The sequence below is a fragment of the Marinobacter xestospongiae genome, assembly GCF_023156385.1.
Lineage (GTDB): Bacteria > Pseudomonadota > Gammaproteobacteria > Pseudomonadales > Oleiphilaceae > Marinobacter > Marinobacter xestospongiae.
On record NZ_JAKZAK010000004.1, the window covers coordinates 128896 to 145467 of the forward strand.

Sequence of the window (16572 nt, forward strand, 5' to 3'; positions counted from 1 at the left end):
AAAGCCACACAATTACGGCACTTGCGCGCAGCGACTGCTATAGTTCGTGAGGTGCTGATTATTAATCTTCAGAGGCTGGCTGATATCAACGGCATGCAAAAACTGGCGACTCGCCTGCAACAGTTTCGATCCGGGTCCCCCCTGTCGTTCCGGTTGCTGGCCTACATACTGCTTTTCAGTTCCATTTTTACCCTGCTGGCATCCGGTATTCAGATTTACAGCGATTTCCGCAAGGATGTCAGCGTGATCGAAGAGCGCATGCGGGTGGTGGAGACCAGTTACGCCAGCAGTCTGTCCCGCAGTCTGTGGGCGCTGGACCAGAAACTTCTGGAAATCCAGATGGAAGGCATTCTCAGCCTGCCGGACATCGTCCAGCTCAACCTGCAGATAGCCCCCAACTCCGAGATTGTCATGGGCGAAGTGCCCCGGGGAGCGGCAACCCGGCAACACACCTTCACCCTCACCCATCAGGGCGACGAAGTGTTCAAGCTTGGCGAGATGAGCATCACCGCCAGCCTGGACCAGATCTACGCCAACCTGAAACGCAAGGTGCTGGTGATTCTGGCCACCCAGTTTCTCAAAACCTTTTTTATTTCCATCCTGATCGTGTGGATTTTTCAGTACTTTGTCACCCGCCACCTGTCGGCGATGGCCAACTACGCCCGCACCTTTTCATTGACCAACCTGCCCGAACCACTGCAGCTGGACCGTCCGGACACCGAGCTCAACCGTATTGACGAACTGTCCCAGGTCACCGAGGCCATCAACCAGATGCGTCAACGACTGCACCAAGATCTTGAGCAGCAGAGCCTCGATGCGGAAGAGATCCGCAAGCTCTCAAAGGCCATCGAGCAAAGTCCGTCGTCGGTGCTGATCTGTGATCGCCAATGGCGGATCGAGTTCGTGAACCAGAAGTTTACCCAACTGACCGGCTACGAAGCCGAGAGCATGATCGGCAAGCACCCGGGCATGCTCACCGACGATCCTTTTCTGCAACGGGAGAACCGGCAGTTGTGGCAGGCCATCCAGCTGCAGGTACAACGGGTCGGGGTCTGGCAGGGCGAATCCAACAGCATTCGCAAAAATGGCGAACGTTTCTGGGAACAGCTGATTGTCACCCCCATCAAGGACGCCAATGGGCAGGCAACCCATTACCTAATCCTTGGTGAAGACATCAGTATCCGCAAACGCTACGAACAGCAGTTGCTGCGCCAGGCCAACTACGACATTCTCACCGGCCTGCCCAACCGCATGCTCGCCCTTGATCGCCTGAAACTGGCCCTGGCCCAGGCCCAGCGGGAGAACAGCCTGGTCGGCGTGATGTTCCTGGACCTGGACAACTTCAAACATATCAATGACACCATGGGCCACGATGCCGGCGACAACCTGCTGATTGAGGCGGCCCGTCGTATCTCCAGCTCCCTACGGGGCACCAGCACCGTGGCCCGCCTCGGCGGCGATGAGTTCCTGGTGGTGCTGCCCGGCTTGCAGGGCGCGGACTCCACCACCCAGGTGGCGGAGCGGATTCTGCAGACCTTCGCCTCACCGTTTCATATTGGCAATCAGGAAGTCTTCGTCACCACCAGTATCGGCATCGCCATCTACCCCACCGATTCCGACAACAGTGGCACCCTGCTGCAACATGCCGACGCCGCCATGTACCAGGCCAAGAGCAAGGGCAAGAGTGCCTATGAGCGTTTCTCCCCAGAGATGAAAGAGGTCTCCCATGAGCGCCTGCAGCTGGAGTCCCGCATGCGCCGGGCACTGGAGCTGAACGAGTTCGAGCTGTACTTCCAGCCCATCATCCAGACCGCCACCGGCACACTCACCGGGGCCGAAGCCCTGCTGCGCTGGAACAACCCCAGTATGGGCATGGTGATGCCGGACAAGTTCATCCCGCTGGCGGAAGAAACCGGCCTGATCATTCCGATCGGCGAGTGGGTGCTGGAGCAGGCCTGCGCCGCCGCGGTGCGCTGGCAGCAGGCAACGGGCCTGGAGCTTGGCATCTCGGTAAATGTCTCACCCCGCCAGTTCCGCGATCCCGGCTTTGTCGACGCGGTGCTGCGGGCGTTGCGCAACACCGGTCTGGACCCGCGTCGGCTGGAGTTGGAGATCACCGAGCGGCTGATCCTCGACAATACGATTGAAACCTCAGACATCCTGTCTCGCCTCGATGAAGAAGGCGTTCGCTTGTCCGTGGACGACTTCGGCACCGGCTACTCGGCCCTCAGCTACCTCAAGAGCTACCCGTTCGATACTCTCAAGATCGACAAGTCTTTCGTCCGGGATGTCATGCGGGAGCAGGAAGACGCTTCACTGGTGAAAGCCATCATCAACATGGCACACAGCCTGGGCCTCAAGGTGATTGCCGAAGGGGTGGAAGAAGAAGACCAGACCCACTTCCTCAAGGCCCACGGCTGCGATTACTCCCAGGGGTATTTCTACAGCCGTCCGGCCCCGGAAGAAGAGTTCGCCATCTGGCTCAAGACCAACCGGCGCGCCCAGATGTAGTCCGGAGTCCCAGCGAGCTGCAGAGCGAAAGCATTACAGAACGACAGAACCAACCGATTCAAGCAACAGGCAATCTTCATGGAAGACACCCTCCTCGTGGTCAACTGCGGCAGCTCGTCGCTGAAACTTGCCCTCTATGATCGCCAGATGCACTGTCTGGCAAGCGCCCTGGCCGAGCGGCTGGGGTCCTCAGACGCTTTCGGGCGTCTTGATGCCAATGACCAGCGCCATCAGGTCGAGATCCCCGCACCGGGCGATCACGACGCCGCGCTCGCCGCCCTGATCCAGCAACTGCGGACCCTGCAACTGCTGCAGGGACAGCCCCGGGCGGTTGGACACCGGGTGGTCCACGGCGGCGAATCGTTCACTGACGCGGCCCGTATCACCCCGGAAGTGGTTGACGCCATCGAGCGCTGCGCCGCCCTGGCGCCGCTGCATAACCCGGTCAACCTGGTGGGCATTCGAGCCACTCAGGCGCTGTTCCCCGAGGTGCCTCAGGTGGCGGTGTTCGATACCGCGTATCACCAGAGCCTGCCGGAGCATGCCTACCTCTATGCCCTGCCCCAACGCTTCTACCAGGAATGGGGGGTGCGCCGATACGGCTTCCATGGCACCAGCCACCAGTTCATGGCCGGCGAAGCCGCCCGCATTCTCGACAAACCCTTGTCAGAAACCTCGATCATCTCCGCCCACCTCGGCAACGGCTGCAGCATCACGGCCATTCGGGATGGCCTGAGTGTGGATACCTCCATGGGCCTGACCCCGCTGGAAGGTCTGGTGATGGGCACCCGCAGTGGCGATCTTGATCCCGGACTGTTCGAGTTTCTGGGCGGCAAGGGCCTGTCGCCGGCAGAGATCAACCGGCTGCTCAATCAGGACAGCGGTCTGCTGGGGCTCTCCGGCGAGACCAACGACATGCGTACCCTGACCGAACTGGCTGCCAACGGCCACCGCCAGGCAGATCTCGCCATCGAGGTGTTCTGCTTCCGCCTGGCCCGTTACGTCGGCGCCATGACCGCGTCCCTGACCCAACTCGATGCCCTGGTGTTCACCGGCGGTATCGGCGAAAACAGCGCACTGGTGCGGGCCCGCACTGTTGCGCACCTGCAACTGCTGGGGCTCAGCCTCGACAACAACCACAACGACCGCCATGGCCGTGACAACCAGCATCACATCGAACACGCGGACAGCCGTTTCCCGATCCTGGTGATTCCCACCAACGAGGAACGGGTCATCGCCCAGTCCGCACTGAACCACAGCTAAGGATTGACCATGGCCAAGAATCTTTTCATCGCGCCGACGTCCCTGGATGCCGGTCTCACCTCGGTCTGTCTCGGTCTGTACCGGGCACTGGATCGGGTCGGCGTACGGGTCGGTTTCTACAAACCGTTTACCCAACCCCTGTACCGCCAGGATCACCGGCTGAACGAGGGCTGTGATGCCTCGGTGGAATTCATCCGCAGCCGCGGAGAGCTGTCGCCACCAGACCCGATCGACCTGAAACGGGCCCAGAAACTGCTCAACCAGGGCAAGGCCGATCTGCTGATGGAGGAAGTGGTCGGGCACTACCAGCAGGTGGCCGCCAAGTGCGATGTGGTGATTATTGAAGGGCTGGTCCCCGATCGCAGCCAGGCCTACACCGCGCGCCTGAATGTGGATGTCTCCCGTAACCTCGGCGCCGAGGTTATCCTGGTCAGCGCGCCCCAGGAAGCCAGCCCGGGCGAGCTGGATGAACTGCTGGACTTCTCCGCCCGGCTGTTCGCCGCTCCCGGCGATCCGGACGTGATCGGCGTGATCCTCAACAAGGTGGGCGAACCGCAACGCTCCGACTTCACCCCCCGGGTGAACGCCGAACTGCTGACCGACCTGCCGGACTACGCCAGTGAATGCAAGGTGTTCCGCAACCAGCGCTTCCGTCTGCTCGGCTGCATTCCCTGGCAGCCGGAACTGCTGGCACCGCGGGTGGCCGACATCGCCCGGGAGCTGGCAACCCCGGTGCTCCACGCCGGCCAGATGGAAACCCGCCGGGTGCGCAATGTCACGGTTAGCGCCCGGACCGTCCGTAACATGGTGCATACCCTCAAGCCCGGCACCCTGGTGGTCACCCCCGGCGATCGCGAGGACATCATGCTCGCCACCGCCGTGTCCGCCCTCAATGGCGTGCCCCTGGCGGGCCTGCTGCTCACCGGTGGGCTGGCTGCGGACGACAGAGTGATTGAGCTGTGCCGCAAAGCCCTGGATACCGGTCTGCCTGTGCTCAGCGCCGAAACCAATACCTTCGAAACCGCTCACCAGCTCGCCAACCTGTCGCCAGCCATCCCCCTGGACGATGGCGACCGCATTGAGCAGGCCATGGAGTCGGTGGCCACCCAGCTGGATACGGACTGGCTGCAACAGCACCTCAGCATCCAGCGAAAACGACGGCTATCACCGCCGGCCTTTCGCTACCAGCTGTCGGAACGGGCCCGGGCCGCGGACAAACGCATCGTCCTGCCGGAGGGGAACGAACCTCGCACGGTCCAGGCCGCCATCATCTGCCACCAGCGCCAGCTCGCCCGCTGCGTGCTGATCGGCAACCGCGAGGAGATCGCCTCCGTGGCCCAGACCCAGGGCCTGACCCTGCCGGATGACCTGGAAGTGATCGACCCGGGCACCGTCCGCGACCAGTACGTGCCGCCCATGGTGGAGTTGCGTAAACACAAGGGGCTGGCACCGGACATGGCGGAAGCCATGCTGGAGGACAACGTGGTCCTCGGCACCATGATGGTGGCGATGGACGAAGCCGACGGCCTGGTGTCCGGAGCAGTTCACACCACCGCCAACACCGTTCGCCCGGCGCTGCAGCTGATCAAGACCCACGAGCACGCGCGGGTGGTGTCGTCGGTGTTCTTCATGCTGCTGCCGGAACAGGTCCTGGTCTATGGCGACTGTGCCATCAACCCGGACCCCAACGCCGAACAACTGGCGGACATCGCCATCCAGAGCGCGGAATCGGCCCTGGCCTTCGGCATTGATCCGGTGATTGCGATGATCAGCTACAGCACCGGCGAGTCCGGTAGTGGTCAGGATGTCGACAAGGTGCGCGAGGCCACCCGCATTGCGCGGGAGCGTCGCCCCGATCTGCTGATCGATGGCCCGCTACAGTATGATGCCGCCGCCATTGCCAGCGTCGGCCGCAGCAAGGCGCCGGACAGTCCGGTTGCAGGCAAGGCCACGGTGTTTGTGTTCCCGGATCTCAACACCGGCAACACCACCTACAAGGCCGTGCAACGCAGCGCCAATGTGGTCAGTATCGGCCCGATGCTGCAGGGTCTGCGCAAGCCGGTGAACGATCTGTCCCGGGGCGCCCTGGTGGAGGACATCGTGTTCACCATCGCCCTGACGGCGGTCCAGGCCCGCCAGGTGGAAGACGCCAAGGGCTGAGTTTTCAGGGGCCCAGAAACAGCTTACCCCGGCATGGCCGGGGTAAGCTGGGTAACAACGTTACTACTTTTTCTTGCTCTTCATCCGCGGCTTTTTGATGCGCCGCCCTTTCTTGAGATCGTTGTCCTGCTTCACCTTCTGCCGGGGTGTCAGGCGATTGACCCGGTTGGCGTAGGGGTTCTCGCTGCCCTTGAACTCAAACCGGATTGGCGTACCGGTAACCTTGAGCACGCGACGAAAGGTATTCTCCAGATAGCGTTTGTAGGCACCTGGTAAGGCATCCACCTGGTTGCCATGGACCACGATCACCGGCGGATTGGAGCCGCCCTGGTGGGCATAGCGCAGCTTGATGCGACGTCCCTGCACCATTGGCGGCTGATGCTGCGCGGTGGCATCCTGGAGAATCGCCGTCAGACGGTTGGTCTGCCATTTCGCCATGGCCGACTCGTAGCAGTCCGCCACCGAATCGTACATCACACCAACACCGGAACCGTGCAGGGCGGAAATGTAGTGCTTGTCGGCGTAGTCGAGGAAATCCAGACGACGCTGAACCTGCTCCTTCACCCGGGCCCGGTCTTCACCGTCCATGCCGTCCCACTTGTTGACGGCGACGATCAGGGAGCGGCCGGCATCCAGCACGAAGCCGATCAGGTGCAGATCCTGGTCCACCAGCCCTTCCCGCGCATCGATCACCAGAATCACCACATGGGCATCATCAATCGCCTGCAGGGTTTTGATAATGGAGAACTTCTCCACCACTTCACGGACGTTCTTGCGGCGCCGGACACCGGCCGTGTCGATCAGGGTGTACTCCTGCCCCTGACGCTCATAGGGAATGTAGACACTGTCCCGGGTGGTGCCGGGCATGTCGTAGACCACCACCCGGTCTTCCCCGAGCATGCGGTTGACCAGGGTGGATTTGCCCACATTGGGCCGGCCAACGATGCCGATGCGAATGCCCGGGTAGCGGTCCGCCCGATCCTCCGCGTCGGCTTCCTCAATGGCCGGCAACAGCCGGTCCAGCATGGAGCGGATACCACGGTTGTGGGAGGCGGCAATCAGGAACGGCTGATCAAAACCCAGGCTGTAGAAATCGCTAGCGGCGACGTCCGGGTCCTGGCCATCGGTCTTGTTGACCACCAGTTGAGCGGGCTTGCCCAGACGACGCAGGTGGTCGGCAATCATCTCATCACCGGCGGTCAGGCCTGCACGGCCATCCACCAGAAACAGCACGATGGTAGCCTCTTCCACCGCCTGCAGGGACTGCCGGGCCATTTCGGCGTCGATGCCTTCTTCGTCACCGGTCAAACCGCCGGTATCAATGACAATAAAGCGCTGGCCTTCGTAGTTGCCCTCACCGTACTTACGGTCTCGGGTCAGGCCGGGGAAGTCCGCCACCAGGGCGTCCCGGGAGCGGGTCATCTGGTTGAACAGGGTGGATTTGCCGACATTGGGTCGACCAACCAGGGCGATGACAGGGATCATAAATCGTTGCTATCCAGTTGCAGGGCGCCGCCCGAGGGCGGCGCCGGCACGTTCAGTCGCGTGCGTTCAGTTCAAGGAGGGCCAATTTGCCACTGTTGCCGTAGACCAATACCCGGTCTCCCAACCGCTGCATCGGCACACGCAGGCCCTCGTCATCAAATTCCAGCTGTCCCTGCAAGCTGCCGTCCGCCAGTGACAGGGCGTGAATATAGCCCTCAAAATCACCCACCAGCAGGTAATCCCCAACCACCTGGGGCTGGGTTGTCTGACGCCATGAAAGGCGGTCCTGGGCCCAGATAACATCTCGGGACGCACCGTCGTAGGCGAGGATGTCACCATTGGCCTGGGAGACAAAAATGTTGCCCTGACCAATCATCGCCGAATGCAGACTGGAGCTCTTGCGGCTCCAGATTTCCTGGCCGGAACGCAGGTCCACCAGCGCCAATTGGCCCTGATAGCCGGTAATCAGCGCAGCGGATTCCAGAATCAGCGGCTGGGCGGTGACATCCACCAGTCGTTCAAGCTCGGTCCGGCCTTCCGGTTCCCCTACGGTGTATTGCCACAACGGCTGACCGGATTCAGAATCCAGCGCGAACATCCGGCCATTGGCAAAAGACACCAGCGTCATCTCGGCTCCAACCAGCGGAGCGGCCGCAGCACGCAGGGTCAGTACCGGCACCACGCCGTCGTATTGCCAGCGACGCTCGCCGTCTTCTGCAGCAAACGCCAGCACCTTGCCGTCGATGGTCTGAGCCACCACAACGGAACCATTGGACGCCGGACTGGCCAGCACTTCGTTCGGCAATTCAGCCTGCCACAGCAGCTCACCGGTCTCGATGGACAACGCCAGCAATTCGGCGTCCGCAGTGACCAGGTAGAGCTGGCGACGGTCGCCACCAACGCCGGCCATGATGCTCAAGTCCAGCGACTGTTGCCATAGGGTCTTGCCGGTATCCGGCGCCAGCGCCAGCAGTTCACCGTCCGCCGAGGCGGCGTAGATCGCATCCGGCGTTGCCAGCGGTGCCAACTGCAACAGCTGCTCATCGTGACCGTCGCCAATGGAGCGCTCCCAGACTTCGTCCAGCTCCACCTGCTCCACCACTTCCGGCAGTTCCGCCGGCTGTTCAATGGTGTCAGTGGAACTGCAGCCAGAGACCGCCAGAGCCGTAATCAGCCCGGCAAACAGCCGCGTCCACGTCAGCCTGAGCCCTGCCGGCATCAGGATTCCTCCCCGATACCCAGGTCAGCCAGTTTCAGTTCAAGCACCGCATTGCGGCCGGTCTCGCTGGCTTCGCGGGCCACCAGGTAGGCCTCTCCGGCCGCTTCGTTATCGCCTTTCGCCAACAGGATGTCGCCCTCAAGTTCTGCAAACAGGGCCTTGAAACTGCCGGCGTTGCTGGCACCACGAAGGGTGCTCAGCGCCTCGTCCAGATCGCCATTGGTGAACTGGGCCCGCGCCAGTCGGCTGCGCACCACCAGCTCCAGTGCCGGCTGGTCTTTGACCTGCCCGTGCACCCAGCTCAGGGTTTCGACGGCTGCCGCCGGGTCGCTCTGCTCATCCAGCTGCTGTTTGGCAAGCAACAGGTTGCCGTACAGGGCGTAGGCGTTGTCGCTGTACTCATCCCGCAGTTTGCCCGCCAGGTAGCTGACGGTTTCGGTGCGACTGTCGTCGGTCTGATCAGAAAACGCACTGAGCAGATTGTTGAACTCTGCAGCCGCTTCTGAGCGCACCTGGGCCTGATGGTTCTGCCAGGCTTTCCAGCCAAAGACGATTGCCAGCGCGGCACCAATGCCGATCAGCAGGGAACTGCCGTTCTTTTTCCACCAGTCCTTGATCGCCTGGACCTGTTCCTCTTCGGTACGCAACTCGGCCATGTTCTCTCCTGTGAGTATTCGCTTGTCGTGAAGCGGGGCCCTTGGCCCCTTCGCTGACTGGCCTGTCAGCGCAACAGTTCTGCCAATGCCGGCACCAGGTCGGCCTGGGCCACTTCCTTCTGCTCGCCGTCTGATCGCAGCGGTTTGATCGCCACCGTGCCGGCGGCCACCTCGTTCTCACCCAGGATCAACGCCACCTGGGCGCCACTGCGATCGGCTTTCTTCATCTGGCTCTTGAAGCTGCCGCCGCCACAATGGCTGACCACACCCCGACCCGGCAGGCCATTGCGCACCTGCTCGGCCAACACCAGGGCCGGCGCCACAGCGCCCTCACCCATCGCGGTGACGTATACGTCGACATCATTGTTGACGTGCTCCGGCACCAGATTGAGGGTTTCCAGCAGCAGAATCAGCCGCTCAAGCCCCATCGCGAAGCCGACGGCAACGGTGGGCTTGCCCCCCAACTGCTCAACCAGGCCATCGTAACGGCCACCGGCACAGATGGTTCCCTGAGCGCCAAGGCTGTCGGTCACCCACTCGAAGACGGTCTTGCCGTAGTAATCCAGCCCCCGCACCAGGCGATTGTTGATCTGGTACGGCACTCCGGCCGCATCCAGCAACGCTCGCAGCTGGCTGAAGTGCTCAACCGACTCGTCGTCCAGGTAGTCGTCCAGACGCGGCGCTCCAGTGAGGATCTCCAGGGTTTCCGGGCTCTTGCTGTCGAGGATACGCAACGGGTTGGTGTCCAGGCGGCGCTGACTGTCGCCGTCGAGCTGCTCCCGGTAATCGGCCAGGTACGCCACCAGCGCTTCCCGGTACTGGCGACGGGCCTGTGCCGTGCCGATGGAGTTGATCTCCAGTCTGGCATGGTCAGCCAGGCCCAGCTCCCGCCAGAGCCGTGCGGTCAGGATCAGCAGCTCGGCATCGATGTCCGGGCCCGCCATACCAAAGCACTCCACCCCAATCTGGTGGAACTGGCGGTAACGGCCTTTCTGCGGACGTTCGTGCCGGAACATCGGCCCCACATACCAGAGCCGGCGGGTCTGATTGAACAGCAGGCCATGCTCTTCGGCGGCGCGGACACAGCCAGCGGTGCCTTCAGGACGCAGAGTCAGGCTGTCGCCATTGCGATCCTCAAAGGTGTACATCTCTTTTTCAACAATGTCGGTCACTTCACCGATGGAGCGTTTGAACAGATCGGTCTGTTCCACCACCGGCATGCGGATCTCCTGGTAGCCGTAGCTGCCCAGCACCGCCCGGACCTTAGACTCCACGAACTGCCATACCGGAGTCTGCTCGGGCAGGATGTCGTTCATCCCGCGAATTGCCTGAATCTTTGCCAAGGGAAAACCTTACGTTCGATTGGGTATGTCGTGTTGCGACACCAGTCAGGCCCGGCTCAGTCTTCCGAGCGGGCGATGATGGCGTTCTCCTGCTCCTGCCGACGGGCCACTTCCTCGCGAATCAGTCGCTCCAGGTCCTCGGTCAGGGTGTCATTGTCCAGCTTCTGGTCAGGGCGTCCGCCCAGATAGAACAGGTTGCGGGGGCTTCCGCCGGTGAGGCCGATGTCCGCCTCCTTGGCCTCCCCCGGCCCGTTGACCACGCAGCCGATGATGGCGACGTCCATAGCGGTGTTGACGTCCTCCAGCCGGGCCTCCAGATCGTTCATGGTCTGGATAACATCGAAGTTCTGCCGCGAGCAGCTCGGACAGGCGATGAAGTTGATGCCCCGGCTACGCAGGCGCAGGCTCTTGAGAATGTCGTAACCGACCTTGATTTCCTGTACCGGGTCGGCGGCCAGTGACACCCGAATGGTGTCGCCGATGCCGTCCATCAGCAGCATGCCCAGCCCAATGGACGACTTGACGGTGCCTGAACGGAAACCACCTGCCTCGGTGATGCCCAGATGAAGAGGCTGCTCAATCTGGCTGGCAATCTTGCGATAGGCCGCAACCGTCATGAACACTTCCGATGCCTTGAGGCTGACCTTGAAGTCCAGGAAATCATGGCGATCAAGGATGTCGATGTGACGCATGGCGGACTCTACCAACGCGTCCGGCGTTGGCTCGCCGTATTTCTTCTGCAGGTCCTTTTCCAGAGACCCGGCATTGACGCCGATGCGAATGGGGATACCACGGTCACGGGCGGCGCTGATCACCGCGCTTACCCGGTCTTCCCGCCCGATGTTGCCGGGATTGATGCGCAGGCAGTCCACTCCCAGTTCCGCCACTTTCAGGGCGATACGGTAATCAAAGTGGATATCCGCCACCAGCGGCAGTGAAACCTGGGCGCGAATCTTACCGAACGCCTCGGCCGCATCCATGGAAGGCACCGATACCCGCACGATGTCGGCGCCGGCTTCCTGGATCGCGCGAATCTGGTTGACTGTCGCCTCGACATCGCAGGTGTTGGTGTTGGTCATGCTCTGCACCGCAATCGGCGCATCGCCGCCCACCGGCACATCACCCACCATAATCTGTCTCGACTTGCGTCGTTGAATCGGAGATTCCTGCTTCATAGAGAGATAACCAGACTCTTGTCAGTAAATGTGAGGGCGCCAGTTCAGTTCAGCGAAAATTCCGCCCGATTGTTCACCACCCGGTAGCTACCCAGGTCCAGCGTTTGCCCTTCAAAACTCATGCTGTCCACGGCATCAACTGCACCAATCACCACCTTCAGTGGCGGTGTGCCGGTCACGTCCAGAGACTGTCCCGACCGTCTCAGCGCCGATACCAGTAAATCGCCATTGGCGTCGGTCACCCGAATCCAGCAGTCCGCCTTGAAGACCGCCGTCAGGTTACCCGGCGTTGCAGCAACTTCCGTCGTGGAAGGAGATACTGGCGCTGGACTGACATCAGGCGCCTGCTGGACCTCAAGCTCGGGCTCAGGCTCGGTGACGGCCTCTTCGACCGCAGCTTCCACTGTCGGTTCAGCGGGTTCTGGAGAATTGGTTTCGGTCGCCTCTAGCTGGCTTTCAGACTCCGGTTGCACCGATTCCGCCAACGCCTCGGGCTCGGGAGCCGGCTCTACGGGCACGGTGCCGCTGCCATCTTCCTCGTCTGCGGACGGCGCTGGTGGCGCCGAGCCGGCATCGTCAGCTGTCGGACGGTCACCCTCCCCCTCTGCGGCCACCCCGGACTCGCTCTGACCGATACTGGTCAGCGACTCCAGGGTCGCCCCCTGCAGAAACACCCGGTAACCGATGAAGCCTGCCAGCGACAGGAACAGCAGAATCAGGATCATTCGGGCAATACGTTTCTTACGCCGTTTCTTCTGCTCGATCGTCACCAGCGGACTGGCCTGGTGGGCCTGTTCTTTCTCGCGGCGCAGGGGCTCAAGCTCCTGGTCCAGTTGCGACAAAACAACCTTTGGATCAAGCCCCACATGGTTGGCGTAGGCCCGAACGTAACCTTTCAGGAACAGTTCGGTATCGATCTGCTGGTAGTCGCCATTCTCTATCGCCTGAATCACCGACGGTCGCAGGTGCTGGGCCTTGGCAATATCATTGATTGCCAGGCCCCGGCTTTCCCTGGCCGCCTTTAACTGACTGCCGGCACTGGGGCCAGACGCAGCCGACTGCTGGACGGTTTCTTCATTCGACATCTGAATTCAGCACCTTGTATTGTTGGTACTCTTCGGAGTCCGGAAACTTGTTTCTAAGCAACAGCGCCAGACTCGATTCCCGGTCATGATCGCTGAAATGGCGGGCAATGCGAATACCGGTCAACAGACTCTGGGGAGAATGTCGCATGTTGGGGTTGCGTTGCATGGTAACCGTGAGGCGGTTGTAGTAGCGCTCGGCGCCCTGGAAGTCATCCAGTTCGAACAGCACCCGCGACAGCGCCAGCAGGGACTGGGCATCGCCGCGACTCAGCTCCACCGAGCGACGATAGGCCCGGGCCGCGGCCTGGAGATTATCAAGACGCTCTTCAGTAATACCCAGATTGAAGAAGACGGAGGCCCGCTCGCCGAATTCGGTATCCTCGGAGGCCCGCTGAAACTGGTCCCGGGCATCGGCAAACCGGTTCTGGCCAAACAGGAAGGCACCATAGAAAACCCGCCCCCGGGTGTAGTCCGGGTCGGAAGACAACGCGTTCTGGTAGGCTTTCTCGGCCAGCTCAGGCTCCAGCTCGGACTGGTACACCAGCCCCATGGCCGCCTGACCGCCGGCATTGTCCGGGTCCAGCTCCAGCGCCCGGTCGAGATGACCACGGGCCCGATCCATGTTGCCCTGGCCAATGTAGGCCATGGCCAGCTTAACGTACTTCTGGACCGCCTCGTCCCGGTCCGCCTCGCGCTGGAACGGGCTGTCGGAGGTGGTCACGCAGCCGGTCATCAGACCGAGCAGGATCAGGACAGCCAGGCTGCGGATAGTCTCAACTCTGAACCTTGTCACGTATGTCAGTCCTTTTTGTCTGCCGTGCCTGCGGCGGCCCGATCGCCGGTTATGGTGCCACCTGTTGCACGGCAATGTAACGCTGGCTTCGCTTGGTGCGGTCTTCAACCCGCCCAACCAGCTGGCCACAGGCAGCGTCGATATCGTCGCCGCGGGTGGTCCGCACGGTGGTCACGAAGCCGGCCTGATTGAGAATATGCTGGAACTGCCGCGTGGCCGTCATCTTGGGGCGCCGGAAATCACTTTCCGGGAACGGGTTAAAGGGAATCAGGTTGATCTTGCACGGCAGGCCACGCAGCACCTTGGTCAACTGCCGGGCGTGCTCGGGCTGGTCATTGACCCCTTCGATCACGGTGTACTCGATGGTGGCCTTGCGCTTGTCAGGCAAACCGGAGAGATAACGACGAGTAGCCGCCAGCAACTCGGCAATCGGGTACTTTTTGTTCAGCGGAACCAGCTGGTTTCGAAGCTCATCATTGGGGGCGTGCAGGGAAATCGCCAGTGACACATCGGTAACCTCACCCAGACGGTCCAACGCCGGCACCACACCGGAGGTGCTGAGCGTGACCCGACGCTTGGAGATCCCGTAGGCCAGGTCCTCCATCATCAGGTTCATGGCATCGACCACGTTATCGAAGTTCAGCAGCGGCTCGCCCATACCCATCATCACCACGTTGGTGATCGGGCGATCGGCGTTGGGCTCAAAAGGCATGAAGGCCTTCCGGGCCACCCAGACCTGACCAATAATCTCAGCGGCGGTGAGGTTACGATTGAACCCCCGCTTACCGGTGGAACAGAAGGTGCAGTCGAGGCTGCAGCCAATCTGCGACGACACACACAAGGTGCCCCGCTCACCGTCGGGAATCAGCACGGTTTCCACGCTGTTGCCACTGTCCATCCGCATCACCCACTTGCGGGTGCCATCGCGGGAGGTTTCGTCATAGATCACTTCAGGTCCACGAACTTCGGCGACTTTTTGCAGTTTTTCCCGCAGCGCCTTGCTCATGTTGGTCATTTGATCGAAGTCATCAACACCACGTTGATGAATCCACTGCAGCACCTGGGTGGCGCGAAAGCGCTTTTCCCCCAGGGACTCGAAAAAGGCCTCCAGTTTGGCCTTCGGCATCCCGAGGAGATTGGTTTTTTCAGTGGACGTTGTCATGGGGAAAACCTCGATCAAATAACCAACCGGGGCGGCGTACTACGCCACCCCGGGCAACGACTTAGCCGCGCGGGCAGATTTCGTTGTCGTTGAAGAAGTAGGCGATTTCGCGCTCAGCGGAAGCGGCGGAATCGGAGCCGTGAACGGCGTTGGCATCGATGGACGATGCGAAGTCGGCACGGATGGTACCGGCGTCAGCTTCCTTCGGGTTGGTGGCACCCATCAGGTCACGGTTTTTCAGGATGGCGCCTTCGCCTTCCAGAACCTGAACCACAACCGGGCCGGAAGTCATGAAGGCAACCAGATCGCCGAAGAACGGACGCTCTTTGTGCTCAGCGTAGAAGCCTTCGGCTTCTTCCTGGGTCAGGTGCTTCATCTTGGCAGCCACGATGTTCAGGCCGGCTTTTTCGAAACGGCTGTAGATCTCGCCGATAACGTTCTTGGCTACGGCATCCGGCTTGATGATTGAGAGCGTGCGCTCGTTAGACATGGTCTATCTCTCCAGTGTAGGTTCAGGATGAAAATTCAGGTTTGCGATTATACGCAGTCCGGGGGCAACTGCCTACCGGACCGAACGCAGTCGGGTAACCACATCAACCACCTGGGTGGCGGCGAACGCCACTTCCTCGTCGGTGGTGAAGCGCCCGATGGAAAATCTCAGCGCCCGATGGGCCTGCTCGTCAGCCAGCCCAATGCCCCGCAGAACGTACGACGGCTCCAGAGTGGCGGAAGCACAGGCCGAGCCGGAGGAAACCGCCAGCTCCCGCAGCCCCAGCATCAGTGACTCGGCCTCCACGCCATCAAACGACAGGTTAATGATACCGGGCACACAGGCCTCGGGGCAGCCATTGAGGGTTACCCCTTCCAGCGATCTCAGACCATCCAGGAACGCAGCCCGCAACTGCCCAAGCCGGTTCTCTTCGTCCGCCAGTTGCCGGGCCGCCAGCTCAAAGGCCTTGCCCATGCCGACAATCTGGTGGGTCGGCAGAGTGCCTGAGCGCATACCGCGCTCATGGCCGCCGCCGTGCATCTGCGCCTCAATGCGAACGTCCGGCGAGCGGCGCACATAAAGCGCCCCGACCCCTTTGGGACCGTAGACCTTGTGCCCGGACAGCGACAGCAGGTCAACGTTCAGTGCGGCCACGTCAATAGCCATCTTGCCGGCCGCCTGGGCCGCATCCACATGCAGCAGCACACCGCGCTCCCGCAGCAGCTTGCCAATCGCCGCGATGTCAGTGATGGTGCCCAGCTCGTTGTTGACCAGCATCAGGCTGACCACCACGGTGCGCTCGGTCAGCGCCTCCGCTACTTGCTCCGGTGCAATCCGGCCCCGGGCGTCGGGGGACAGCCAGGTCACGTCGCACCCCTGATCCTCCAGCCACTTACAGGTATCCAGCACCGCCTTGTGCTCAATCCGCGAGGTAATGATGTGGGGGTGATCCCGACCAGCAACCGCACCCTTGAGCGCCAGGTTGTCGGACTCGGTGGCACCGGACGTCCATACAATCTCCCGCGGGTCAGCCGCGATCAGGTCGGCAACCTGCCGGCGACCGGTTTCTACCGCCGCCTCAGCCTGCCAGCCAAAGCCATGGGAACGGGACGCCGGATTGCCAAACACGCCATCCGGCGTCAGGTACTTCATCATTTCTTCGGCAACGAGCGGGTCTACGGGCGTCGTTGCCGCATAATCCATATACACAGGCTTTTTCATAACGGGGGA

13 protein-coding genes are annotated in these 16572 nt (G+C 61.6%); 3 read left to right on the forward strand and 10 right to left on the reverse strand.

What is annotated here, in order from left to right; all coding sequences use genetic code 11:
• Nucleotides 1-93: 93 nt before the first annotated feature.
• The 3 genes from MLD24_RS04000 (at nt 94) to pta (ending at nt 5934) form a co-directional block, all read left to right on the forward strand.
• Nucleotides 94-2511 (forward strand): bifunctional diguanylate cyclase/phosphodiesterase, encoded by a 2418-nt coding sequence (locus MLD24_RS04000; protein ID WP_248164336.1) that lies wholly within the window; start codon nt 94-96, stop codon nt 2509-2511.
• 78 nt (nt 2512-2589) lie between these two features.
• On the forward strand, nt 2590-3774 hold the full coding sequence (locus tag MLD24_RS04005; RefSeq protein WP_248164338.1) for an acetate/propionate family kinase: 1185 nt from the start codon (nt 2590-2592) through the stop codon (nt 3772-3774).
• A 9-nt stretch (nt 3775-3783) separates the two neighbouring features.
• A complete protein-coding gene (gene pta / locus MLD24_RS04010) occupies nt 3784-5934 on the forward strand; it encodes a phosphate acetyltransferase (protein ID WP_248164341.1) in 2151 nt (716 codons plus the stop codon).
• A 63-nt stretch (nt 5935-5997) separates the two neighbouring features.
• Here the strand turns inward: pta and der are convergent, their stop codons facing one another.
• The 10 genes from der to MLD24_RS04060 form a co-directional block, all read right to left on the reverse strand.
• The gene (der, locus tag MLD24_RS04015; protein WP_248164344.1) at nt 5998-7419 is read right to left on the reverse strand and encodes a ribosome biogenesis GTPase Der; all 1422 of its coding nucleotides are present in this window, start codon (nt 7417-7419) and stop codon (nt 5998-6000) included.
• Nucleotides 7420-7471: 52 nt separating this feature from the next.
• Nucleotides 7472-8638: an outer membrane protein assembly factor BamB gene (gene bamB, locus MLD24_RS04020; RefSeq protein ID WP_248164347.1), complete on the reverse strand. Its 1167-nt coding sequence runs from the start codon at nt 8636-8638 to the stop codon at nt 7472-7474.
• Nucleotides 8638-9294 (reverse strand): YfgM family protein, encoded by a 657-nt coding sequence (locus tag MLD24_RS04025; RefSeq protein WP_248164350.1) that lies wholly within the window; start codon nt 9292-9294, stop codon nt 8638-8640. Before MLD24_RS04025 ends, bamB begins: the two co-directional genes overlap by 1 nt.
• Nucleotides 9295-9359: 65 nt before the next feature.
• Nucleotides 9360-10637, reverse strand: a complete 1278-nt coding sequence (gene hisS / locus MLD24_RS04030; protein WP_248164352.1) for a histidine--tRNA ligase — start codon at nt 10635-10637, stop codon at nt 9360-9362.
• A gap of 56 nt (nt 10638-10693) precedes the next feature.
• Nucleotides 10694-11812 carry a flavodoxin-dependent (E)-4-hydroxy-3-methylbut-2-enyl-diphosphate synthase gene (ispG, locus tag MLD24_RS04035; RefSeq protein WP_248164355.1) on the reverse strand — a complete coding sequence of 373 codons (1119 nt, stop codon included), beginning with the start codon at nt 11810-11812 and terminating at the stop codon, nt 10694-10696.
• Between the two features lie 44 nt (nt 11813-11856).
• Nucleotides 11857-12897: a RodZ domain-containing protein gene (locus MLD24_RS04040; RefSeq protein ID WP_248164359.1), complete on the reverse strand. Its 1041-nt coding sequence runs from the start codon at nt 12895-12897 to the stop codon at nt 11857-11859.
• Nucleotides 12887-13690 (reverse strand): type IV pilus biogenesis/stability protein PilW, encoded by an 804-nt coding sequence (gene pilW / locus MLD24_RS04045; RefSeq protein WP_227171405.1) that lies wholly within the window; start codon nt 13688-13690, stop codon nt 12887-12889. The genes MLD24_RS04040 and pilW overlap by 11 nt, the downstream gene beginning before the upstream one ends.
• Before the next feature lie 49 nt (nt 13691-13739).
• A complete protein-coding gene (rlmN, locus tag MLD24_RS04050) occupies nt 13740-14852 on the reverse strand; it encodes a dual-specificity RNA methyltransferase RlmN (protein WP_248164361.1) in 1113 nt (370 codons plus the stop codon).
• Between the two features lie 61 nt (nt 14853-14913).
• Nucleotides 14914-15342 (reverse strand): nucleoside-diphosphate kinase, encoded by a 429-nt coding sequence (gene ndk / locus MLD24_RS04055; protein WP_227171407.1) that lies wholly within the window; start codon nt 15340-15342, stop codon nt 14914-14916.
• Between the two features lie 72 nt (nt 15343-15414).
• Entirely contained in the window at nt 15415-16563 is a 1149-nt protein-coding gene (locus MLD24_RS04060) for an IscS subfamily cysteine desulfurase (protein WP_248164363.1), read from the reverse strand.
• Nucleotides 16564-16572 lie beyond the last annotated feature (9 nt).

What these genes read in the sequence shown, in the direction of transcription:
- MLD24_RS04000 (WP_248164336.1), top strand. Translation starts at nt 94, where the DNA reads ATGCAAAAACTGGCGACTCGCCTGCAACAGTTTCGATCCGGGTCCCCC.
- MLD24_RS04005 (WP_248164338.1), top strand. Translation starts at nt 2,590, where the DNA reads ATGGAAGACACCCTCCTCGTGGTCAACTGCGGCAGCTCGTCGCTGAAA.
- pta (WP_248164341.1), top strand. Translation starts at nt 3,784, where the DNA reads ATGGCCAAGAATCTTTTCATCGCGCCGACGTCCCTGGATGCCGGTCTC.
- der (WP_248164344.1), bottom strand. Translation starts at nt 7,419, where the DNA reads ATGATCCCTGTCATCGCCCTGGTTGGTCGACCCAATGTCGGCAAATCC.
- bamB (WP_248164347.1), bottom strand. Translation starts at nt 8,638, where the DNA reads ATGCCGGCAGGGCTCAGGCTGACGTGGACGCGGCTGTTTGCCGGGCTG.
- MLD24_RS04025 (WP_248164350.1), bottom strand. Translation starts at nt 9,294, where the DNA reads ATGGCCGAGTTGCGTACCGAAGAGGAACAGGTCCAGGCGATCAAGGAC.
- ispG (WP_248164355.1), bottom strand. Translation starts at nt 11,812, where the DNA reads ATGAAGCAGGAATCTCCGATTCAACGACGCAAGTCGAGACAGATTATG.
- MLD24_RS04040 (WP_248164359.1), bottom strand. Translation starts at nt 12,897, where the DNA reads ATGTCGAATGAAGAAACCGTCCAGCAGTCGGCTGCGTCTGGCCCCAGT.
- rlmN (WP_248164361.1), bottom strand. Translation starts at nt 14,852, where the DNA reads ATGACAACGTCCACTGAAAAAACCAATCTCCTCGGGATGCCGAAGGCC.
- ndk (WP_227171407.1), bottom strand. Translation starts at nt 15,342, where the DNA reads ATGTCTAACGAGCGCACGCTCTCAATCATCAAGCCGGATGCCGTAGCC.
- MLD24_RS04060 (WP_248164363.1), bottom strand. Translation starts at nt 16,563, where the DNA reads ATGAAAAAGCCTGTGTATATGGATTATGCGGCAACGACGCCCGTAGAC.